16 protein-coding genes are annotated in these 23,331 nt (G+C 45.3%); 5 read left to right on the forward strand and 11 right to left on the reverse strand.

Translation table 11 applies throughout. From position 1 onward, the window contains the following. Positions 1 to 6 precede the first annotated feature (6 nt). The gene (locus B5G00_RS19235; protein WP_087268623.1) at positions 7 to 621 is read right to left on the reverse strand and encodes an AzlC family ABC transporter permease; all 615 of its coding nucleotides are present in this window, start codon (positions 619 to 621) and stop codon (positions 7 to 9) included. A gap of 242 nt (positions 622 to 863) precedes the next feature. Between B5G00_RS19235 and B5G00_RS03575 the strand changes: the two genes are divergently transcribed. Further along, positions 864 to 2,606: a proline--tRNA ligase gene (locus B5G00_RS03575; RefSeq protein ID WP_087268626.1), complete on the forward strand. Its 1,743-nt coding sequence runs from the start codon at positions 864 to 866 to the stop codon at positions 2,604 to 2,606. A 99-nt stretch (positions 2,607 to 2,705) separates the two neighbouring features. Here B5G00_RS03575 and B5G00_RS03580 read toward each other — a convergent pair whose 3' ends face one another. The 5 genes from B5G00_RS03580 to B5G00_RS03600 form a co-directional block, all read right to left on the reverse strand. After that, complete coding sequence (locus B5G00_RS03580) at positions 2,706 to 4,613, reverse strand: DUF5696 domain-containing protein (protein WP_087268629.1); 1,908 nt, start codon at positions 4,611 to 4,613, stop codon at positions 2,706 to 2,708. A 129-nt stretch (positions 4,614 to 4,742) separates the two neighbouring features. After that, positions 4,743 to 7,190: a glycoside hydrolase family 3 protein gene (locus tag B5G00_RS03585; RefSeq protein ID WP_087269125.1), complete on the reverse strand. Its 2,448-nt coding sequence runs from the start codon at positions 7,188 to 7,190 to the stop codon at positions 4,743 to 4,745. Between the two features lie 110 nt (positions 7,191 to 7,300). After that, positions 7,301 to 8,146, reverse strand: a complete 846-nt coding sequence (locus tag B5G00_RS03590) for a carbohydrate ABC transporter permease (protein ID WP_087268634.1) — start codon at positions 8,144 to 8,146, stop codon at positions 7,301 to 7,303. A gap of 3 nt (positions 8,147 to 8,149) precedes the next feature. Further along, a complete protein-coding gene (locus B5G00_RS03595; RefSeq protein WP_087268637.1) occupies positions 8,150 to 9,106 on the reverse strand; it encodes a carbohydrate ABC transporter permease in 957 nt (318 codons plus the stop codon). A gap of 61 nt (positions 9,107 to 9,167) precedes the next feature. Further along, complete coding sequence (locus B5G00_RS03600; RefSeq protein WP_087268640.1) at positions 9,168 to 10,553, reverse strand: ABC transporter substrate-binding protein; 1,386 nt, start codon at positions 10,551 to 10,553, stop codon at positions 9,168 to 9,170. A gap of 250 nt (positions 10,554 to 10,803) precedes the next feature. Here B5G00_RS03600 and B5G00_RS03605 point away from each other — a divergent pair, with 250 nt between their 5' ends. Together B5G00_RS03605 and B5G00_RS03610 are read left to right on the forward strand one after the other, a co-directional pair. Beyond that, positions 10,804 to 13,503, forward strand: coding sequence for a GH36-type glycosyl hydrolase domain-containing protein (locus tag B5G00_RS03605; protein ID WP_087268642.1), 2,700 nt, complete (start codon positions 10,804 to 10,806; stop codon positions 13,501 to 13,503). 27 nt (positions 13,504 to 13,530) lie between these two features. Beyond that, positions 13,531 to 15,942 (forward strand): GH36-type glycosyl hydrolase domain-containing protein, encoded by a 2,412-nt coding sequence (locus B5G00_RS03610; protein WP_087268645.1) that lies wholly within the window; start codon positions 13,531 to 13,533, stop codon positions 15,940 to 15,942. A gap of 57 nt (positions 15,943 to 15,999) precedes the next feature. Here B5G00_RS03610 and B5G00_RS03615 read toward each other — a convergent pair whose 3' ends face one another. Continuing rightward, complete coding sequence (locus B5G00_RS03615; protein WP_087268648.1) at positions 16,000 to 16,770, reverse strand: helix-turn-helix domain-containing protein; 771 nt, start codon at positions 16,768 to 16,770, stop codon at positions 16,000 to 16,002. Positions 16,771 to 17,051: 281 nt separating this feature from the next. Beyond that, on the reverse strand, positions 17,052 to 17,930 hold the full coding sequence (locus B5G00_RS03620; RefSeq protein ID WP_087268651.1) for an AraC family transcriptional regulator: 879 nt from the start codon (positions 17,928 to 17,930) through the stop codon (positions 17,052 to 17,054). A gap of 129 nt (positions 17,931 to 18,059) precedes the next feature. Between B5G00_RS03620 and B5G00_RS03625 the strand changes: the two genes are divergently transcribed. Next, positions 18,060 to 20,126 carry a TIM-barrel domain-containing protein gene (locus B5G00_RS03625; protein ID WP_087268655.1) on the forward strand — a complete coding sequence of 689 codons (2,067 nt, stop codon included), beginning with the start codon at positions 18,060 to 18,062 and terminating at the stop codon, positions 20,124 to 20,126. 67 nt (positions 20,127 to 20,193) lie between these two features. Here the strand turns inward: B5G00_RS03625 and B5G00_RS03630 are convergent, their stop codons facing one another. After that, positions 20,194 to 20,391, reverse strand: a complete 198-nt coding sequence (locus B5G00_RS03630) for a helix-turn-helix transcriptional regulator (RefSeq protein WP_087269128.1) — start codon at positions 20,389 to 20,391, stop codon at positions 20,194 to 20,196. Between the two features lies 1 nt (position 20,392). Beyond that, positions 20,393 to 20,689, reverse strand: a complete 297-nt coding sequence (locus B5G00_RS03635) for a hypothetical protein (protein ID WP_087268657.1) — start codon at positions 20,687 to 20,689, stop codon at positions 20,393 to 20,395. Between the two features lie 187 nt (positions 20,690 to 20,876). On the opposite strand from B5G00_RS03635, the gene B5G00_RS03640 reads away from it, so the two are divergent. After that, a complete protein-coding gene (locus tag B5G00_RS03640; protein WP_087268661.1) occupies positions 20,877 to 22,733 on the forward strand; it encodes an ATP-dependent nuclease in 1,857 nt (618 codons plus the stop codon). Positions 22,734 to 22,865: 132 nt separating this feature from the next. Here the strand turns inward: B5G00_RS03640 and B5G00_RS03645 are convergent, their stop codons facing one another. Next, a complete protein-coding gene (locus B5G00_RS03645; RefSeq protein ID WP_087268664.1) occupies positions 22,866 to 23,213 on the reverse strand; it encodes a hypothetical protein in 348 nt (115 codons plus the stop codon). Positions 23,214 to 23,331 lie beyond the last annotated feature (118 nt).

The raw sequence follows: 23,331 nt of genomic DNA on the forward strand, positions 1-23,331 counted from the left end.
TTTTCTTTACACCGTTTTAAAAGACCATCTGTACCAAAAGCATATAAAGAGCCGTTCCTCCCGCAATCGACAGCAGCATCTGCCGTTTCCACAAATGGAGAAGGCAGTTACTACAAAGTCCAGTCCCTCTGTGCTGAAATGGATCAGGCCTCCGAAGATCCCTCCCAGGGTGGCTCCGAAAAACCAGTAAAAATGATTCAGCAGAGTAACAAAAAACATAAACCAGCCCCGATCTACATCCGGCGGGACTTCAGCAGTGTAATTGATAGAGAATGTCTCATCGCACATACCGAAGATCAGATATATCTTTTTCCATCCCATTCCCCGGAATCTGTCCAGCATAGATATCCCGTAAAATAAATGTCTGGCGTTGATCATCAGGGTCATTGCCAGGGCCTGAAGGGGATTAAAAGCTCCCAGAAGCATATTTACCGCTACGAATTCTATAGAGCCTGCAAAGATAGTCAGGCTCATGACCATGGGATACCAGAAACTGAATCCCGAAACATTCATGTAAATGCCGTAAGTCATGCCCAGAAACCAGAATCCTGCAAAGATAGGTATGGTATGGGGAAAGGCACAAAGAAAGGCTTTTTTCAGTGTTTTTATATTCTCGCTCATGTTTGTCTCCTGTCAGCAGTCGTATGTATTAAGCTTAGCACCAGGCCGGTTTCTGTTCAAGAATTATTTGCAATATATAAGTCCTTTTCCGACTCTTCCCTTTATAACATAAGCCGTCGCCAAATGGACATGCAAACACGCCGGTTTAGCTCGTTGCTTGCGGGAATAAACGGAAATGCTTGCCTGTCTCTCTGCTTTGCGGTATACTAGCCGCAGAAAGGACAAATGAAAAGGAGAGCATTATGAAACTTAGAAATCTTGTTGGCGACCGTTTTAAGGAGCGCCCTGCTGACTGCGTGATCGACAGCCATGCTTTTACCATCCGGGGCGGCTATATCAAATATGTGGCAAATGGCATCTATTCCCTGTATCCTCCTATGAAGAGGATCACCAGAAAGATCGAGGAGATCATCCGGGAAGAAATGGATGCTATCGGCGGTCAGGAAGTACTCTTCCCTGTTGCCCTTCCCGGCAGCCTCTGGGAAGAATCCGGCCGTTTTGAAAGTGTTGGCGAGGAACTTCTCCGTTTTAAAGACCGGAACGGCAGCCAGATGGTCCTGGGTATGACCCATGAGGAAGCCTCTGTCCAGCTGGTAAGAGAGTATGGCCAGACATACACTAAATATCCCTTTATGATCTATCAGATCCAGACCAAATTCCGTGACGAGGCCCGTCCCAGAGCCGGCCTGATCCGTGTCCGGGAATTTACCATGAAAGACGCCTATTCCTTCCATACCTCCCAGGAGGATCTGGACCGCTGCTATGATACTTTCTATCATACCTATAACCGTATCTTCCAGCGGGCAGGAGTTCCGGAAGTTATCGCAGTACAGTCTGATTCCGGCATGATGGGCGGCAGTGTTTCCCATGAATATATGCTCCTGGCAGACGCCGGAGAGGATTCCATTGTGATCTGTCCGGAATGCGGCTACCGTTCCAATATGGAAGCAGCTCCAAATAAAGTAGTAAATGAAGGCGGCCTGGAAATGGGAGAACTGGAGAAAGTCTACACCCCTCACTGCAAGACTATTGAAGAAGTGGTAGACTTCCTGGGCGTTCCTGTGGAATATTCCTGCAAAGCCGTAATGTATCAGAAAAACTCAAATGACGAATATGTGATCGTATTCCTGAGAGGGGATTATGAAGTAAATGAGACAAAGCTGACCAATTACCTGGGAGAGAAAGTCCATCCTGCCGAGATCACTGCGGAAAGCGGAATTGCCGCCGGATTTACCGGACCTTATCAGCTAAAGGCAGATTGTCAGGTGATCTATGACTCTTCTCTGAAAGGGATCCAGTATCTGACCTGCGGTGCAAATGAGGAAAACTATCACTATAAAGGATTAAATATCCCAAGAGACCTGGGAGATGTAGACTATGCAGATGTGTCCAAGATCAAAACAGGAGGGATCTGCCCCTGCTGCGGCAAAAAGACCATTCAGGTAAAACGTGGTATCGAGGTGGGAAATATCTTCCAGCTTGGCACTAAATATACCAAGTCCATGAATATGACCTATACAGACGCCGACGGCTCTGTAAAATATCCGGTCATGGGCTGCTACGGCATCGGCGTAGGCCGTCTGGCAGCCTCTGTATGCGAGGCAAGGCACGATGACAACGGCCCTATCTGGCCTATTTCCATCGCTCCATGGCAGGTACATCTGTGCTGTATGCGTGTGGACCAGGAAGCCTGCAAAACTGCTGCAGACAGCTTATATGAAGATTTGCAGAAAGCCGGTGTGGAAGTGATCTATGATGACCGTGACATCCGGGCAGGGGCCATGTTTGCCGACGCAGACCTTTTGGGTGTTCCGGTCCGTGTGGTGGTAGGGCCCAAAAACCTGAAAAACGGCCAGCTGGAATTAGTAACCAGAGACAAAGGGATTTCCAAGCTCATAGACTTAGGAAATGCAGTGGCGGAAATCCAGGGAGTTATCCGGGAACTCTTTGAAGAGATCAATGCACAGGTAGAACCACGGAAGTAAAACTCCTTCCCCTTGGACATCCGGATCTGTATTTTCTGTTCGGGATCGGGATCTTTTACAGGTATCCCGATCCTGAACATTTTTGTTTCTGCTGATAACCTATCCATTCATTCCTTCATTCCTGATTTCATAGGTCTGCTTTTGAAAGTCCACCTGGACAGAAATTCCATTGGAGAAAACTGTCTTCTGTATCTGGGGATTCCCTTCAACAAATTCATGTCTTACCATCTCACATTTTCCCACCTTTTCATGAAGATCTGAAACAACCTTTGCTCTGGAGATACATTCTTCTAACGTCATTTCCACCCTGTCCTCAAAAGCTCCGTCTGTATTGGGATAAGCCCCCTCTCTCACCAGATAGGGTGCTCCGCCGTTTAGCAGGGCATAAAGCATATAATCTTCCTTTTCACTTACTTTCTCCATCATCCATGGCTGGATCACGCAGTCATGATAAACCAGATTATAAAGAGGCACCGGTATCCCCTGCTTAGGCGTACCAGGGGCACGCATCATAAAATCATAGGGCGCATAATGGCAGAACACCTGGCTTTGGACCGCCCAGTCATTGACCTCTTCCGAACTTGGAAGGATCCCCTTTTTCAAAAGATACTGGAAGCACAAGGCACGATGATCGTAGCATTCCTTTCTTGTCATACGGTGCAGCGGATTATCGCATTCATCTCCTTCGTTGCAGGTAAATACGTCCAGATATGCGCAGTCCAGCCGGATCCCGTGATCTTCCAGATCTTTAAAATTTCTTTTTACATAGTATGGGGCCTGGGTAGCGCAAAGATAGGACTGGGGGCCTCCCGCCCACCGCTTATGCCGTGGAATTGTTCCGTCCGGCAGACGGCAGGCAAAATTTTCATCAAAGCTGGAGGCTGACAGATGGTAATCTCTATACTGGTCGTGAATACCGAATAAATATCCGTATTCGTGCATAGTGTCCACCAGAGATTTCATTCCTTCCCATCCCCCTGCCGCTTTACATGCAGGGCTGTAATCCGGGTGGCGGTTATCATATCCCGGCTCTGCCCAGCCGTCTAAGTGGAGATACAGCTTCTCTACTCCCATCTCGTGGAGCTGCCTGATCTCCTGCTCCCTCCGGGCAAAGGTTGTCAGGCGGTTATTCTTCTCCGGTTTCTCAGGGTCATAAAAATCAGAATCCGGCTGTACAAATGTCTTGATTCCTTTATGTAAAAAGGCGCAGCCGATAAGCCGGTCTATTGATGGATTCCTTATGGCTTTTTCTGCCAGAGTCCGGAGCTTTCCCTGTTCCTCCGCATAATTTCTGTATGTCTTGCAGATAATATTATGATCGCACTGTTTCAGAAATGTATACTTAACAATGCGGCGGTAGTCTATCTTCCCAAGGCTGGGCTCAAAACGCATGGAAACCCTAGTATAAGACCCTCCTGCCGGATGTTCTGCCTGGTATCCGCTGTTCCACGGAGTCACGCACACTGCCAGGTACCCTTCCCCATCCCGGGTCTGGGCAAACCAGGGCATATAAGCCCCTGCTGTTCCGAACATCCCGTCAAATGCCGGAGTCTGAAACTCCACTTCCCAGGTATTTGGGATTAAAATTCCCTGCTGATGAGTCAGAAGGGTATACCAGCTTTCTTTTCTCTCTTCAAATTCCATAGGGCCTGGCCAAAAGACTTTCTTCACTTCCAGCCCTTCTTCTTGAAGGGGGATCCATTCGCAGTACACATCTCCTGTAGCCCCTTCCACCCAGACCAGGGTCTGAAATGTATAGGGCACGGCCTTTCCATCTTTTTCAAAGCCACCGTATGTACTTAATATCCCTTCTCCCACTCCGGTATGGAGCAGTTCATGGGTGATCTCCCCTGCGTCATGAAAAAATACATTTCCATTTTCGCATTCCATATATGGCGCATAGCTCCTGGCCCATCTCCACCGGCATCCGTCATCTTTCTGAAAAGAAAATCTCAAGGTCTCTTTATCAAATTCAATCTCCATCCCGCTTTTTGTAATTCTGTTCATGGCTGTTTTTCCTCTGGTCCCTTTCTCGTAAATACCCCCAGCGTACAAGAACCCCTTGTACACTGAGGGTATGCATGATTTATAAATACAATATCTAAGCATGGATGTCAAGAAAGAGTCTGTGGGATCTCAGCTTAATCTTTTTATCATATACAATATCCTGCCGGCACATTCCCGAATGGTCTGTTCTGACAGCAGTCCTTTTGCATAAGCTTCCCGGATATTTTTGTCATCTTCTGCATTTCCCGGCATGATAATGTCATTTCCTGCGGCTGCACATTCCCATGGTATACTTCCATCTTCGGGAACGGTAGTATTCCAGTCGCTCATGATCACGCCGTCAAAGCCCCATTCTTCTCTTGCCAGAACCGTGCATAAATCTCTGCTGTTGGCTGCATGAACCCCATTGATCAGGTTGTAGGAACTCATGATGGCCACCGGATTACTTTCTTTTATGGCAATCTCAAATCCCCGGAAATAGATTTCTCTGAGAGCCCGTTCTGAAACACAGGCATCTACTCCCATCCGGTTGTCTTCCTGATTATTGCAGGCAAAATGCTTAATGGTCACACCGCAGCCTTTTCGGCTCTGAACTCCCAAAGTCACTGCTGCCGCCAGTTTTCCGGACAGAAAGGGATCTTCTGAATAATATTCAAAATTCCGTCCGCACAGAGGATTTCTCTGGATATTCATCCCCGGAGCCAGCCAAAGATTGATATGGAATTCCTCCATTTCTTTTCCAATAGCCTCTCCAAATTCCTTCATCAATTCCAAATCCCAGGTCTGGGCCAGGGCAGTCCCTACAGGAAAGGCCGTACAGTACTGATAATATACATCTGCATTCTCATGATGCTTTTCCGGCTCTAAAAAGCCATTCTCCAAAGCCCCCAGCACGCCGATCCCGTAAACTTCCCCGGTCTTACGTTCCACCTGGTAGCTCTGTCTCAGACGGATCCCTGCCGGACCGTCTGCCATGATCATGGAAGGAATCCCATATTTTTCTTCCAGGGCCCGGGTAGTTTCTCCTGCAGAGCCCGGCACTCTGGTTCCCGCAGATCCCAGGTTGCTGGCTCCCCAGGTAATGTTTCCATACAAAAGAGGGAGCAGATCTTCCACTGGATGATCCTGGTCCGGCGGCGCCACATAAATTTTCTTCTCTTCCTTCATGGGCATAAACCGGTAGGAAGGAACAAAATCACTTTTCTCTTCTTTCCATAGATCCATTTCGTCGCCACTGGCTGCAGAAGGCTGTAAATCGGAAAAGTCCCTCTGTTTCGGGCAGACTCTGTGGGTATTCTCAATGACTTTTGTCTCAGACACAGTAATCTTGGCTGCCAATATAAGGGAAGCCCCGCTGTTTCCTATCCAAAGTCCGTAACTTCCTTTGTCAATGCTCCACTGATGGGATTCTTCCCTAAAGCTGGCCAGCTCCTTCTGTTCTATCCGGATCTTGATCTCCTGCTCCTGCCCCGGTTGAAGAAGCCCGGTCTTTGCAAAACCTGCCAGTCTTTTGTATTCTTTCCCTTCCCCGTTCTGAGGCGCTGTGATATAAACCTGCACCACTTCTCTTCCGCTGTAGCATTCTCCGGTATTCTTTACAGAAACGGTCAGCTCTATGTTTTTTTCTCCGATTTCCAGACCTTGAAATCCTATGGAAAAAGAAGTATAGGACAGTCCATATCCAAAAGGAAACAAGGGCCGTACAGAAAAGGTATCAAAATACCGGTAACCTATGTAAATGCCTTCTTTGTATTCATCTTTTTTCAGATCTCCATTCAGATAGCCGAAAGTCCGGGCTGAGGGATAGTCTTCATATCTTCTCGCCCAGGTTGATGTCAGCTTGCCTTCCGGCACCGCCTTTCCCAAAAGGATATCTGCAACTGCATAGCCCCCTTCCTGTCCCAGCTGGGAAATATACAAAACAGCCTGGATATTTTCTGCTTTCTCCAGAATATCCGTCAGCTCCACAGGCCCTCCGGAATTCAGGATCAGAATTACGGGAACCTGTTTTTCATGAAGATAAAGAAGGTCCTCTTCCTCATTCTGGCTCAGGTAATAGTCCCCTTTTTCCCTGCGCCGGTCCTTTCCTTCTCCGGATATACGGCTGATCACATAGATCACTGCTTTGGCTCCCTGGAGGTCCTTATCGGATATAAGGCGCCCTTCCGGCATTGCAAATGGATTTTCTGCATAAGCGTCAAAAGGATTCTCTGCCTTTTTGGCGTCTTCCAGGACTTTTTCTTTCCAGGTAAGTCTGGCATTTTCATAGCGGTTATGATAATCCCTGATCCAGTCTGTACTGGTGATAGTCACCCCGGCCTCTTCCAGGGCTCTGAGAATAGAAATATTTTCCCGGTTGTTCACATCTCCGGAGCCGGTTCCCCCTTTTACCGTCTTTTCTCCTCCTCTTCCAAGAAGAGCTACCGGCAAAGAAAGGGATAAAGGAAGGATCCCCTGATTTTTCAGAAGAACAATTCCTTTCTCCGCAGCCTTTCTCGCCAGTATCCGGTGTTCCTTTTCTCTCTTGGAAGGCTTATGATCCATAGTTCCACTGTATGTCCAATTTCCTGCTGTCATAGTTTTCCTCTCTCTATTTGTAATTGTAATAATAGAAGAAAAACGCCATAGTTTTCCTGACACAGCATAAAGGGAATGTCCTATGACGTTTTTCATATGTTTTTGATTCCTTATCCTTTTACACCGCCTAAGGTTACACCTTCGATAATGTATTTGGATAAGATCAGGTATACAAGAATGATCGGAACAATGGCCACTGTGATCATCATGTATATTTTTCCCATATCAAAGTTCATGTAGTCCGCTCCACGAAGGGTTGCGATCAAAATAGGAACTGTCATTTTGTCCTTTGACTGGATAACTAATGCGGGAACGAAGTAATTATTCCAGGATCCCACAAAAGTGAAGATCGCCTGAACAGCAATAGCCGGTTTCATGATCGGAAGGACGATCTTGTTAAAAGTTTTGAATTCTCCGGAACCGTCGATTCTTGCCGCTTCCACCAGCGAAAGAGGCAGGGAAGATTCCAGATAGCTGTACATAAAATAGAATACTGACGGTGAGGCAATGGAAGGTATGATCAACGGGAGAAGAGAGTCATACATTCCCATATTTGTGATCAACCGCAGAAATCCCATAGCTGTTACCTGGGTAGGCATTACCAGAATCGCCATAATAAAGGTAAAAGCGGCTTTCTTCATCTTAAAGTCATAGGCATAAAGTCCATATGCCGTCAATGAAGAAAAATATGTACATAAAGCCGCTGAGCAGGCGGAGACTACCAGGCTGTTGATAATTCCCTGAAACATAGGGAAGGTACCGTCATTAGCAACATTTTTTAAATTTTCCAGGAAATATTTTCCCGGCAGTGCCGAAAATCCTCTCTGAAGCTCAGCATGAGAACGGGTAGCATTGACGATCAGGATGTAGAAGAAAAACAGGCACAAAAATGAAAGTGCAATAAGAATCACATGGACAAAAATGCTCCATGCTCTCTGTGCTGCTTTTGATTTCATAACTTATCTCCTCCTTCTCGCTTCTTTTGCTTTTCTCTTTGCAGCAGCTTTCGATCCGTCCGGGTCTGAATCATTGGTCATCCTATATACAATAAAGCACAAAATACCGCTGATAATAAACAGGTATACAGACAGGGCACCTGCCATACCATAGTTTTTGCTCTTTAAGTGGCTGTTCAGGAACATGATCAATGTCATAGATGTTCTGTCCGGATTACCCTGTCCGTTAGTCAGGATCTGAGGTACATCAAACATCTGCAGACCGCCAATGATAGAAGTGATCAATGTGTAAGCCAGGATCGGCCTGATCAGAGGCAGAGTGATATAGAAAAATCTTTTCAGACCGCCGCAGCCATCCAGTTCTGAGGCTTCAAAAATATCCGGACTGATTCCCATGATAGCCGCCATAAGCATAATGGTGGTATTTCCGAACCACATAAGGAAGTTCATCAATCCGATCAAAGATCTGGTCCCAAAAACCGATCCCATAAAATCAATAGGTTCTTTGATCCATCCCAATGAGGTTAAAATAGAATTGATGGGTCCGTTAGTGGAAAACATGGCAAAGAACAGCATGGCAAAAGCTGAAGCCATGATCAGGTTGGGAAGGTAAATAATTACCTTAAAGGCCTGTTTTCCATGGATTTTCAGACGGATATCTGTAAACCAGCTGGCAAGAAGAAGGGCAATAACGATCTGGGGAATAAATCCGATCACCCACAGGATCAAGGTATTTCCTCCATATTTAAACATATCAGATTTCAGAAGGCTGATATAATTCTCCAGGCCTATGAAATTCGGCCCCACTTCTTTGATTCCTGAACGATAGTATTCAAAGAAACTGTACCGGATGGTATCTACCAGCGGAATCAGAGAAAAAATCAAAAAGCAGACAAAAAACGGAAGAATAAAAAGATATCCCCATTTTGCATAGCTGATGCTTTTACTCTTTTTTTTCATAAAACATCGTTCCTTTCTGTCAGAAGGCTGCCGCACCTTCTGTGCGGCAGCACTTTACCCTTTATTCCGGCCACTGTATTTCTGTAATATCCGGGTAACGTTCTTTAATTGCAGTTTCAAAGTTTTCTTTTGCTCTCTCGAAGTCAACATTTCCCTGGAAGTAATCGCTGAAAGCATTCTGAATCAGTTCCACACATCCCTGGTCGTAAGCAGAAAGAGGAGCAATCTCAATGTTTTCTGCTACCGGCACATAATATTTATAAGCATTTTGTCCCCCGAGGAATTCAGAAGAAAAGTTGGCGTCATCTTCTGCCGCTTCAGACATACCGCTCTTTGTGTTGGTGAAATCCAGATAGTCTTTGGAGATCTGCAGGAGATTATCCTTATCTGCTGAAAGCGCCAGGATAATATCTTTTACATGTTCCGGATTGTCTGTTCCTGTGCAGGCATGGATATAAGAACCGCCCCAGTTATATTCCTGAGGAGGATTGGTAACTGCCCAGGCGCCTGCTTCGCCGTCCCAGTTAGGACTTAAAGTAAAATCAATTCCCCAAGGCGGAAGAAGGAATGCAAAAACTTTAGAAGCGGAACCCATCGCCTTATTCCAGTCGTCATTAAACTGGCCTTTTACCGTCTTATCATAATATCCTGCATCCAGCCATTCCTTGGAGGTTTCCACCCACTCCATAATCTGAGGATCTACTTTAAGAGTTGTTTCACCCTCTGCTACCCAAGGCTGAGAAATACTGTTTCCATAAAGACGGAAAGTATCTGCATAAGAAGAAAAGGTATAGTAGCCTTTTGCTTTTAATTCTTCAGCCGTAGTCTTTAATGTATCCCAGTCCTTTACTTTCTCTCCTACTGCTGCAGGATCATCTGTGCCAAATACATCTTTTGCAATATCTCTGCGGTATACCAGAAGTCCCGGACAGCACTGCCAGGTAGAACCTCTCTGTACCCCGTCCTGGTCAGAAGCTGTTACTTTCGTAAATTCATACTGATCTGCCAGATCCTTCTCAGGATCGATCCCCAGATCTGTAAGAGGCATAGCCACATCAGCCTCAGCGTCTGTGTACTTATACACATAGTCTGTTTCAGATAAGAAGATATCCACTTTATCATCTGCTGCTGCGTCCGCCTGATTCATCAGGGCCTCATCCAGCTTCTGCTGATACACACCGTCCTGGTTTGGGTTTACGATCCAGTGGATTTCCGTTCCATCCTTTAATGTTGTAACGGTTCCGTCTGCGGAAGTCTCTTCTACTTCAGGATAAACTGCCTCTACACGGGTACGGAACTCATCATTCCAGGTATAGATGTTGATAACCTTTCCTTCTTCTGTGCTTCCGGATCCTCCCTGTCCTGAATCAGAAGAACCGCCGCAGCCTGCCAGAGCGCCGGCCGCCATAATGCCTGCCAAAAGCATTGCAACCACTTTCTTTTTCATTACATATAACCTCCTGTTCATAATTCTTTCTGTGAGATGGCCCTCTCATTGAACATGACCAGATTATAGACGCTTTTCATTTTGGGATATATTAAAAATTTCAACAAAATGTCAGATTCATGACCCGTTTTGCAAAAAAACACATTCTATGTCATGATTCTGATATTTTTCTCAGATATCTGATTTTTGTAGAAAATAAATTCTTATATAATTCCCCTAAACAAATCTGAAAAAGGAAGGAGACCGAATATTGAAACCTTTATATTTCATCGATGACAAAGGCACTTTTACTGTACAGCAGCCGGAAAACATCAGTTATCTGTATTTTCCCCTGGCCTCAGAAGCCGGATTAAAAAGTGCCGTTACTCCCAATCTGGGCGGAGACTCCAAAATAGACCAGGATACCTTTCTTCTGGAACCGGTAAGTGCGGAAAACCTTCATAATAACCGTTCCTGCCGCAATTTCTGGTTTGCAGTAAAGAATTCCGGCGTTTACTCTGCAGCAGGCGTCTCCAGCGGACAGGAGAACCAGAAATTTTCTTCTCTCCAGGATAACAGTGAACTGACTGCCGGCTTTATGTGGCAGTCTGTAAGACGAACTTCCAGATCATTGCAGTTAGAGTCCACCGTTACTTCTTTTATTCCAAAGGACTGTAATGGGGAAATCATGTATGTCACTGTAAAAAATCTTTCCAAAGAAAAGCAAGAGCTGCTTCCCTATGCCGCAATTCCTGTTTACGGACGCAGCGCTGATAATATACGGGATCACCGGCATGTAACCTCTCTTCTCCACCGTATCAGAACCGACGAATCCGGTATTCTTGTATGCCCCACCATGTCCTTTGATGAGCGGGGCCATCAGCCTAATCACAAAATTTATTATGTGAAAGGCTGCAGTGGAAAGGGAGAATTACCTGAAAGTTTTTATCCCACAACAGAGGCTTTCCTGGGCGAAGGCGGCAGTTTCACCCATCCCCGGGCTGTCTATGAAGGAGCCCCCGGCTGTCCCCCATTTACAAGGATCGATGGACGGGAGGCCATGGGCGCTTTCCGTTTTCCTACATTAATCCTGGATCCCGGAGAAGAGGCCAGCTATATCCTTATGCTTGGCGTTGCCGATCAGGAAGAGGAAATCGATCAGCTCTTTGAAAAATGCAATACTGCTGGCAAAACAGAGGCTCTTTTAGAAGAAACAAAAGTTTACTGGCAGAAAAAGGTAAATGTGAGCTTCCATACAGGAGACAGGGATTTTGATAATTATATGAAATGGGTATGTTTCCAGCCATTTCTCCGTCGCCTCTTTGGCTGTTCTTTTCTTCCTCACCATGATTATGGAAGAGGTGGCCGGGGATGGCGGGATCTGTGGCAGGACTGCCTCTCTCTTCTGTTAATGGATCCTAAAGACGTAGGAATGATGATTGAGAAAAATTTTTCCGGAGTCCGCATTGACGGCACTAACGCTACCATCATAGGAGCCGGAGACGGAAACTTTATCGCAGACCGAAACGGAATCGCCCGTGTATGGATGGACCATGGTCTCTGGCCGCAGATGACCACCAAGCTTTATATTGATCAGACGGGAGATATCCGGATTCTCACAAGGCAGGTTCCTTATTTTAAAGACGGACAGGCCCGGAGAGGGACCGAGCTGGATACCCTCTGGACAGAAAGCCAGGGAAACCTTCAAATGACCGGCCAGGAACAGATCTACACCGGAAGTATCCTGGAGCATCTGCTGATCCAGCAGCTCACCGCTTTTTATGAGGTGGGAGAACACAATATCTGCCGGCTCCGGGGAGCAGACTGGAATGACGCCTTAGACATGGCATCAGAAAGAGGAGAAAGTGTAGCTTTCACCTGTGCCTATGCTGGGAATCTCCGGGAACTGGCTGAGCTGATCCGTGCTTTAGCAGACACCGGATCTGTCAAAACCACAGACCTGTTGGAAGAGCTGGAAGTTTTACTTAAGGATGATAAAGAACTTTACGATAATATCAGCGAGAAGCAGCAGGTCCTGGCCCGCTTTACTTCCCTGTGCCGCCATCATGTCAGCGGCAGACGAAAAACATTTTCTCTCCTGTCTCTTGCTGAAAATCTTGAGCACAAAGCCCAATGGCTGTCCGGGCACATCCGGAAACAGGAATGGATCCAGGCCGGCCAGGGAGAAGGCTGGTTCAACAGTTACTATGACAATCACGGCCAGGCTGTAGAAGGTATCCTGGAAGACCAGGTACGAATGATGCTTACAGGGCAGGTTTTCGCCATTATGGGAAAAGTAGCCGAGGACCCTCAGATCAGAAGCATTATAAAAAGCGCCGATCATTACTTATATGAAAAGGAAATCGGAGGATACCGGCTGAATACAGATTTCCATGAATTAAAATTTGACCTTGGCCGGATGTTTGGATTTGCCTATGGGGAAAAGGAAAACGGAGCTGTATTCTCTCATATGGCTGTCATGTATGGAAATGCCTTATATCGCCGTGGCTATGCAAAGGAAGGCTGGAAAGTCCTGAAATCTCTGTCTGATACAGCTCTGGATTTTAACACCAGCCGGATCTATCCTGGGATTCCCGAATATTTCCGTTCAGATGGCCGGGGCATGTACCACTATCTTACAGGAGCCGCCAGCTGGTATATGCTGACCATGGTCACACAGGTCTTCGGCGTCCGGGGAGAAGGCGGGGATCTTATCATCGCTCCCAAACTTCTGGCAGAGCAATTTGACAGCCAGGGAAAAGCTTCCATCCGGATCTCTTTTGCCAATAGAACTTTAGATGTCATCTTCGAGAATGCAGACAGAAAAGACTATGGTAACTATACCCTTGCTTCCGCTGTCTGTGAAGGCAGGGAACTTCCTGTTGTTGATAATTCTTATGGGGTTCTCTCCCAAAAAACACTGGATAGTCTTGGAGATGGGTTGCATTCTGTCACTATAAAACTTATTTAAATAGAAATTGAAAGGCAGGTATTCATAATGAAATACGGATATTTTGATGATAAAAACCGAGAATATGTAATTGAACGGCCGGATACCCCGGCTCCCTGGGTGAATTATCTGGGTTCTCCTGAATATGGAGCTATCATCTCCAACAATGCAGGAGGATACAGTTTCGCCAAATCGGGCGCTAATGGAAGGATCCTCCGATATGTATTCAATAATTTCGATCAGCCGGGACGATACCTCTATATCCGGGATAACCAGTCAAAGGATTACTGGTCTGCTTCCTGGCAGCCGGTAGGAAAAGATCTGGACAGATATGACAGCCAGTGCCGTCATGGTCTGGGCTATACAAAAATGACTGCTTCCTATGCCGGGATCCGTTCCGAAGCTCTCTATTATGTTCCTCTTGGAAAAACCTATGAAGTATGGGGGCTTACAGTGACCAATGAGTCTTCTGAGTCCCGGGAACTTACTTTAACCGGATACGGAGAATTTACCAATCACAGCAATTACGAGCAGGATCAGGTCAATCTTCAGTACTCTCTTTTTATAACCAGGACCCTGTTCCGGAATAATTCCATTATCCAACAGATACACGGAAACCTGGATGCCCAGCCGGAGGACAGGCTTGTAGATGAAAAAAATGTCACAGAACGGTTTTTCGGTCTGGCAGGGGAAAACGTTTCTTCCTACTGCGGAGACAAGGATGTTTTCCTTGGAAAATATCACGGATATGGAAATCCCCAGGGTATAGTGTCCGGAGATCTGGGAAATGTTACCAGTTATAATGAAAATTCCTGCGGCGCTCTCTCCTGCATCGTGACGTTACAGCCGGGAGAATCCAAAACCATCCTCTTTGTCCTGGGAATGGATTCCTCTGAAAAGTGTGCAGAAATTCTGGCTTCCTACAAAAATCCACAGGAACAGATCCTCCAGGAGGTTGAAACGCTGAAAGCAGACTGGAACGGCAGACTGGATCATCTCCAGGTAAAGACTCCCAGTCCTGCCTTTAACACTATGATCAATACCTGGAATGCCTATAACTGCTTCATAACCTTCATCTGGTCCCGGGCTGCCTCTTTCATCTACTGCGGTCTGCGCAACGGATACGGCTACCGTGACACAGTGCAGGATATCCAGGGGATCATCCATCTTTCCCCGGAGATGGCGGCTGAAAAAATACGTTTCATGCTGTCTGCCCAGGTAAACAACGGGGGAGGACTTCCTCTTGTAAAGTTCACCCATAACCCGGGACATGAAGATACTCCTGACGATCCTTCCTATGTACAGGCTACGGGACATCCCGCATACCGGGCAGACGATGCCCTTTGGCTGTTCCCTACAGTCTATAAATATATTTCCGAGACAGGAAATACCGGCTTTCTGGATGAAGTCATCCCCTTTGCCAATAAAGAGGAGGGCAGTGTCTATGAACATCTGAAACGGGCGATCCAGTTCTCCTTGGATCATCTGGGACCTCATGGCATGCCGGCAGGATTGTATGCAGACTGGAATGACTGTCTCCGTCTGGGCGCTCAGGGAGAGTCTTCTTTTGTTGCCCTGCAGTTCTACTATGCACTAACATTAATGAAGAAATTTGCTCTCCATAAAAAAGACGACCAGTATCTCCGTTTTCTGGAAGAGACTCAGAAAAGCATGGAAGAAAAGATCCATACTCTGTGCTGGGACAAAGACCGCTTTATCCGGGGATATACCGAATCCGGAGACCGGATCGGGGCTGCCGAAGATCCTGAGGCTAACTTCTGGCTGAATCCTCAGAGCTGGGCAGTGATCAGCGGCCTGGCTACCGAAGACCAGGGAGATCTTATCATGGAAAATGTCCATAAACGTCTCAATACCCAATACGGAGCCATCCTTATGGATCCTCCTTATCACGCTCATGCCTTCGACGGCGCTCTGGCAGTGATCTATAATCAGGGCGTAAAAGAAAATGCCGGTATCTTCTCTCAGTCTCAGGGATGGCTGATCCTGGCAGAGGCTCTGAAGGGACATGGAGAACGGGCATTTGAATATTTCCTGGAAAATGCTCCGGCAGCCCAGAATGACCAGGCAGAAATCCGCCGTCTGGAGCCCTACTGCTACGGTCAGTTTACAGAGGGCCGGGCCAGCAGCCACTTTGGCCGGTCTCATGTCCACTGGCTCACAGGTACCGCCTCAACGGTTATGGTCGGATGTGTAGAAGGTATTTTAGGACTCCGTCCCGATCTGGAGGGTATCCGGATCTCCCCTTCTGTTCCGAAGGACTGGGATCATTTTGAGATCCGCAAAGATTTCCGTGGAAGGAAACTGCATATTTCTGTAGAGAATCCTTCCGGTCATGAATCCGGATGTGTAAAGCTGCTCTTAAACGGCAAAGAACTGGAGGATAATTATATCCCGGAAAAATTGCTTCTGGATGAAAATGAAATCACTCTGATCCTTTAAAAAACAGCACCGGATAAGGCCTGCACAGAAAGCCTTATCCGGTGCTGTTTCCACTTCTTATGGTTCAGACTCTGTTTCTTTTGTAATATCCCACTGTACCATATAATATTCGTCCCGATACTTTTTCGGAGTCATTCCAACTACCTCACGGAACTGCTGGATAAAATGGCTCTGGGAAGAAAAAGCCAGACGGTTTGCAATTTCTATCATGGAATAATCACTGTATCTCAGCATGTTCTTTGCCATTTCAATTTTTTGTTTTCGTATATATGCGCTGACGGATTCTCCAGTCTCTTTTTTAAACAGCCTGGAAAGATAGCTGGCAGAAACCCCCAGCTCATCAGCCAGATCTTCAATGGTGATCCGCTCCTTAATATGGGAATATATATACTCTTTGCAGACATTAATATGTCTGGAATTGGTATCGCTGCGGAAATATTTCCGCATTTTTTCCGTATAATCCATGACCATCTCGTCATGAAGCTTCTGGACCTGTTCTTTTGTGGAAATATCGTCCAGTTTCTGAATATAAAAGTCGCTAAGCCTGAAAGCCTGTTCCAGCTCCATGCCATTTTGCCTGCACAGACGGGTGATCATAGCCGTTGTGATTACGAAGTGATATTTCAGATTTATCACGGGGTCTTTCGATAAAACGCCTACACCTTCCTCTTCCACAAATCGACCTTGTTCACAGTTTTTCTTTACCTGCTCTACGTCTCCGCTGGCCACAGCCCGGTAGAATAAAAATTCCTCTGTGGGCTCCCGGTGCTCCATCTCATCTATATCATCATCTGCCTCTAGCAGAAGCCACTCATCCTTATAAGCCATAAATTACGCCCTCCTCTAAACAGATTTTTCCCTTCTGTTCATTATACAGGAAATATGAGATCTTTTTCAATTCTTACAATAACAAAAAGTCCCTGGGCTTTGCTGAGTTTTCCGTATAAATAATCCATATCTATATAGCTTTTCTTAATCAGAAAATTGTGGAAACTCATAGGTCATGAAACTTTTGGCAAAACTCACGCCATTATTTCCTCCGGTGCCGGATTCTTCCAGCTTCCTGTCCGGATTTGGACCAACAGTGAAGTTGCAGACATCCATTTGCGTTAACTCTTTTTACTGTAAGCGCGGTATTCCATAGGCGTAACTCCAAATTTTCGCTTAAATACCCTGTTAAAATATGAAATATTATTAAACCCTGACTCCAGAGCAATGCTGGTCACAGAGAGATTTGTTTCCGCAAGCTGGCGGGAAGCCATTTCCAGCCGATACTGATTGAGATATTCAATACTGGTCATATTCATATGCCGTTTAAAAAAACGCATAAAATGGTACTCACTGAAATGACAGAGCTCTGCCAGCTCCTTTACGGTAATCCCCTGCTGATAATGATCCTGGATAAACTGCAGCACCAGCTTCAGCTTCTCTGTAATCTCTCTGTGTTCCTGGCTGCTCCGCTGATACGGTACCTGGCTGTACAGCAGGAAAAACAAATGGAGAAGCTCCGACTTAATCTCCAGTTCATAGCCAAGGGGCTTTTGAAGAAAGGTCTGCCGGATTTTCTCAAAGGATTCCCCAAGGAGCCTGGCCATGGAATCTTCTGCCGGAAGATATACAGGAAAACGAAGCATTCCACTGATCAAAGGGGCAAAAAATTCTGTAGTACAAGAGTCTGTTCTTTGACTCTCCAGCATATCCAGGCAAAAAACAAAGCTGTCTGTAATAAATTCTGTCTCAGGCTGTTCGCCAGTTCCATGAAGCATTCCTGGAGGAAGGATCAGAATATCCCCCTGACTGATTTTATAGGGATGAAGATTAATCTGATAGATGCAGGTGCCTTTCTGCACCAGAGTAATCTCAAATTCCTCATGCCAGTGTACCGGCAGGTTACTGATTCCAAGAGGAAAAACACAGTGATAGTATTCCAGGGGGAACATGGCAGAACCATGCTGCACCGCCTCAAACAGGTTAGGGTTTTGTTTCATAAATAATCTCCTTTGACAGCAGGATTGTGTTAGAAAAAGCTGGAAATATGCAAGAAAATCCCTTCTGCTGCCGCTATAATAATATCATAAGGCATTAAACTGTGTCAAAGCAGCAGAAAGGAGATAAAGATGATCCATAAATTTCGTTTCGGAAATCCGCTGAATACAGAGGCGGTAGTAGAAAACTACCCCGTTGAAGAAGGTAAGATCCCTTGTATAGAAGTAAAAGAAGGAGAAAAAATTTCCTTTAAAATGACTAAAGGGAGGCCGGTATATGGCCTGGGCGAGCAGGTCCGGGGCATTAATAAAAGGGGCTGGATCTATACCAGTGACTGCACCGATGACCCTAACCATCGAGAAGACACCCATTCTCTCTATGCGGCCCATAATTTTCTGATATTTGCCGAAAAAAAGCCCTTCGGAATCTTCCTGGACAATCCTGGAAAAGTCACCTTTGACCTGGGGTATACTCAGCAAGATACTGCGGAGATTACCATGGATAACTGGGACATGGACCTGTATTATATAGACGGAAAGAATCTCAAAGACATTGTGCATCAGTTCCGCCGTATGATCGGACGGAGCTATATCCCGCCCAAATGGGCTTTTGGCTTTGGTCAGAGCCGCTGGGGTTATAAATCTGAAGAAGACATCCGAGAAGTAGAACGCCGGTATCGGGAACTGGATATTCCCCTGGACAGCATCTACCTGGATATCGACTATATGGAGCGATTTAAAGATTTTACTTTGAACGATGAAACTTTCCCCAATTTCCCGGAATTTGTAAAAGAAATGCAGGAAAAGCATATTCATCTGGTTCCTATCATTGATGCCGGAGTTAAAATTGAAGAAGGCTATCCTGTTTATGAAGAAGGGGTAGAAAAAGGCTATTTCTGCAAAGATGAAGAAGGAAAAGACTTTGTTGCTGCCGTATGGCCGGGACGGGTACACTTCCCGGATATGCTGAATCCGGAAGCCCGCCGCTGGTTTGGTCTGAAGTATAAATTTCTTCTGGAACAGGGCATTGATGGATTCTGGAATGATATGAACGAGCCTGCTATTTTCTACTCAGAAAAGCGGCTGGAAAAAGTATTCGATGAACTGGAAACTTTCCGGGGAAAAAATCAGGACCTGATGACTCATTTTCACTTTAAAGATCTGGTCCTGGGACTTGCTAATAATCCGGAAGATTACCGCAGCTTTTACCATAATTTCAATGGAGAGGGAACTCCTGTGCGTCACGATAAAGTCCATAATCTGTATGGATACAATATGACCCGTGCAGCCGGAGAAGCCTTTGAGGAACTGGAGCCTGACAAGAGAATCCTCATGTTCTCCCGCTCTTCCTATATTGGAATGCATCGATACGGCGGAATCTGGCAGGGTGACAACCTGTCCTGGTGGTCTCATCTGCTGCTGAACATCAAAATGATGCCTTCTCTGAATATGTGTGGATTTTTGTACACTGGTGCAGACCTGGGCGGCTTCGGTGCTGACACAACAGAGGACCTGGTGCTGCGCTGGATGCAGTTCGGCCTCTTTACTCCTCTGATGAGGAACCATTCCGCCCTGGGAACCCGTGAACAGGAACTGTATCAGTTCTCAAACAGTAAAGCCTGCGGAAATATGATAAAAATCCGCTACAGTCTCCTGCCTTATTTATACAGTGAATACATGAAAGCTGCCCTGAGAGATGAGATGATGTTCCGCCCCCTGGCCTTTGATTATCCTGAAGATTCTTTTGCAGATCAGGTAGAAGATCAGTTGATGGTAGGTGACAGTATCATGGTGGCTCCGGTCCATGAGCAGAATGCTGCTGGCCGCTATGTATATCTGCCGGAAGATATGATGCTGGTGACTATGCGGACTCCAGAAGACTATGATGTCCGGGTCATGGAAAAAGGCCATCACTACGTACCCGCAGCCATGGAAGAACTGATTTTCTTTATCCGGAAAAATCATGTGATTCCTGTGGCAAAAAGCGCAAGAAGCGTATCGGATATGGATTTTGAACATCTGGATCTGTTGGGATATGTTACAGACAAAGCAGCTTATGAGCTGTACGATGACGACGGAAACAGCAAAGACTATGAAAATCCGAAACACTTTACAGAGGTAATCGTCTGCAGCAACGGAAATATTTCTCAAAATGGAAAACTGAAAAAAGCATTTGGAAAGTTTAACGGTATCCGCTAAATCTTTAAGGAACTGTCACATTAATCAAAATCGAGAATATGCGACAGTTCCTTATTACTATCTTTCTCTATTCCCTGTGAAATACAAAAAGTTCATCTACCCGTATCTGAAGCTCCATTGCCAGACGAAAGGCCAGCGAAAGAGTTGGATCATATTTATTATTCTCTATGGCATTTACCGTCTGTCTGGACACACCGCATTTTTTTGCCAGCTCTTCCTGGGAAATCCCCAGCCCTTTCCGGATTTCTCTGATTCTGTTTTCCATATTATCCACCGTGCCTTTTCTTGAAAAATAACAGTGCGCCGAAATAAACAATCCCTGTAGCTGTTAAATGGACAAAAGGATTGATCGCCATTTCCTGTCCGCTGGCAATACTTTCAATGACCTCGATTATCAAAGCACCTGTCATGCCAAGAAGGGTAAAAGCACTGGCTTTCCATACAATAACCTGCCCTCTTTCGTCTCCAGGCCGGACCAGAGATATGATCATAAGAATATCCAGCACGGCAAAAATCAATAATACAGCCACAAAAATAATCGTTGCAACAACTGCTTTGTCCATAAAAATCCCCCTTAACTTCTAATATGTCAAATCCTTTTTACATTTTCAGTATAGTGCTTATGATACAAAATGTCAAACTCTTTTTACACTAAAGATTTTCAAAGCTTCTCCTGTCTTCTTCTATCATTTTTCCCTGCCCTATGCTATGATGAGTATATCTTATAAGTCTTGCACGAGGAGGCCTTCCATGGAAATTTCTTTTCTTCAGATACAGAATTTTAAATCCATAGAAAACATGATCATCCGGGATATCGGATCTGCCTTGATTTTAGTGGGACAAAACAGTGTAGGGAAGTCTTCTGTCCTTCAGGCTGTTGCCGCTGCCATGGGAGAATATCGCCCTTCTGCTTCTGATTTTAACCTTCAGAAGCAGAACATTGAAATTTCTATTTCCCTCTCCCTGACCTCCCGGGATCTGGAACTTCTATTTCAGGCAAAAAAAGTCAGCTCCTATAAACGGTGGGACTCCTGGTATCGGGATTTCTGTCAGAAACTTCCCTCTTTCCAAAAGGATGTGCTGACCTTTACCTATATTTCCAATCAGAATGGCAGTATCCGGTACCATGACGGTTTTCATAAAAACAACCGTTACATTCCCCAGCTTCTTCCCTCTGTCTATTTTCTGGACAGTGAAAGGAATCTGGAAAAGGTCCAGCACAATCTCCTGTCCTTTACCGAGGATGATCTGCTGAATCAGATGCGTATGGACTGCTGCCTTTTCGACCCTATGAAAAAGTGTACCCACTGTTTTTCCTGTATTGGCCTTCTGAACAGGAAAACCCCGGAAGAGCTGAACGCCTTCGAAACAGAAAAGCTTCTGGAATATAAACTGTATCATATGAATCTGAAAGATTTTTCAGACAAGGTAAACCAGTATTTCGGAAAAAACAGCGGTTACCATGGGGAGATTACCTATGACCTTACCAGCCATACGGGAGAGCTTTTCCAGGTTCAGGGATATATCCGGCAGAGAAACCATGAAGATCCTTTTCCCGTATCTCAACTGGGAGAAGGCATGCGGAGCATTTACCTTTTGTCTCTTCTGGAAGCCTACATGGAAGAAGAGGACCGGCTTCCTGCCCTTCTCCTTATGGAAGATCCGGAAATCTTTCTTCATCCTCAGCTTCAAAAGACTTCCAGCGAAATCCTTTACCGGCTTTCCAAAAAGTGCCAGGTAATTTTTTCCACCCACTCTCCCAATCTGCTGTCCCCATTTAACAGCCGGCAGATACGGCAGATTGTTCTCGATGAAAAAGGTCTTCCCAGCCTTCGGGAAAAGACCAGCCTCTCACGGGTCCTGGAAGATCTGGGCTACTCTGCGGGAGATCTCCTGGGTGTGGATTTTGTTTTTATCGTAGAGGGAAAGCAGGACAAAAGCCGCCTTCCTCTTCTTCTGGAAAAATACTATTCCGAAATCTACAACGAAGACGGCAGTCTCTCACGGATTTCTATTATAACTACTAATAGCTGTACCAACATCAAGACCTATGCAAACCTGAAATACATGAACCAGGTGTACCTGAAGGATCAGTTTCTCATGATCCGGGACGGAGACGGGAAAGACCACGAAGAGCTGGTCCGCTCCCTGTGCAGGTACTACGAAGAGCGGAATCTGGAAGATGTAGACCGCCTGCCCAGAGTGACGTCGAAAAACGTGCTGGTCCTGAAATATTATTCTTTTGAAAATTATTTTTTGAATCCGGAGGTTATGGCCAGGCTTGATATCCTTCCTAAGCCGGAAGATTTCTATAAAATCCTTCTGGAAAAATGGACGGAATATCTCCATCGCACCCGGAGCGGACGCCACCTCACTCAGGTTCTGGGACATAATCTGGAAACGGAAGAAGATATTAAGGAGAATATGGAAGAGATTAAAATCTATATCCGAGGCCACGATCTTTACAATATCTTCTACGGCCCATACAAAAAACAGGAGACTGACCTCTTAAGAAAATACATAGACCTGGCTCCCAGGAAAGATTTTCAGGATATACTGGATGCTATTGAAAAGATACCCTTTTTTGAAAACAGGAAGCGGACGTGAATATTCAGGAACAAAAATTTCTACTTGCATTATTTCTATATTTATGATAGTTTAAAGAAAAGAAGCGGTTTTCTACCGTACAGTCATGGTGACTCAAGCGGCTTACTCGCTTCTTTTTTTATATTTATTACATCATATAAAAATAATCCATCTAAAGTCATCCTTCCATTCTTTTAAATCATGTACACATTTAAACTCTTTATTGTCTTGAAGAAAGTTAGTGATTTCATGTTCAAATTCATCATGATTTAAACACGAAAAAAATTTCATATTTAAATCAAAATTTTGAAGACATTTTTCTTTATATTCAAGACACCATTCATCTGTATAATATTTCCCAGTTTCATCAGTATAAGCATCTCTTATAACTAAATATGGGCTTTTGTTAAAAGAAGATTTATTATTGATAAATGCATACTTTTCCCTTGTTAGTTCTAGGCCATATTTTCCAGAACGTACAGTTACACCAAAATGTTCCATAGTAAGCCTCTATTAATTTTACCTTATTCCATTCTATATAGACAACGGACAGCAAAACTCTTCATTAATATATAGAAAAACGGGCAAGAATCTTTTAGCCTCTTACCCGTTTTCTGCT

It is taken from the genome of Blautia sp. An46 (genome assembly GCF_002161645.1).
Taxonomy (GTDB): Bacteria; Bacillota; Clostridia; order Lachnospirales; family Lachnospiraceae; genus Blautia; species Blautia ornithocaccae.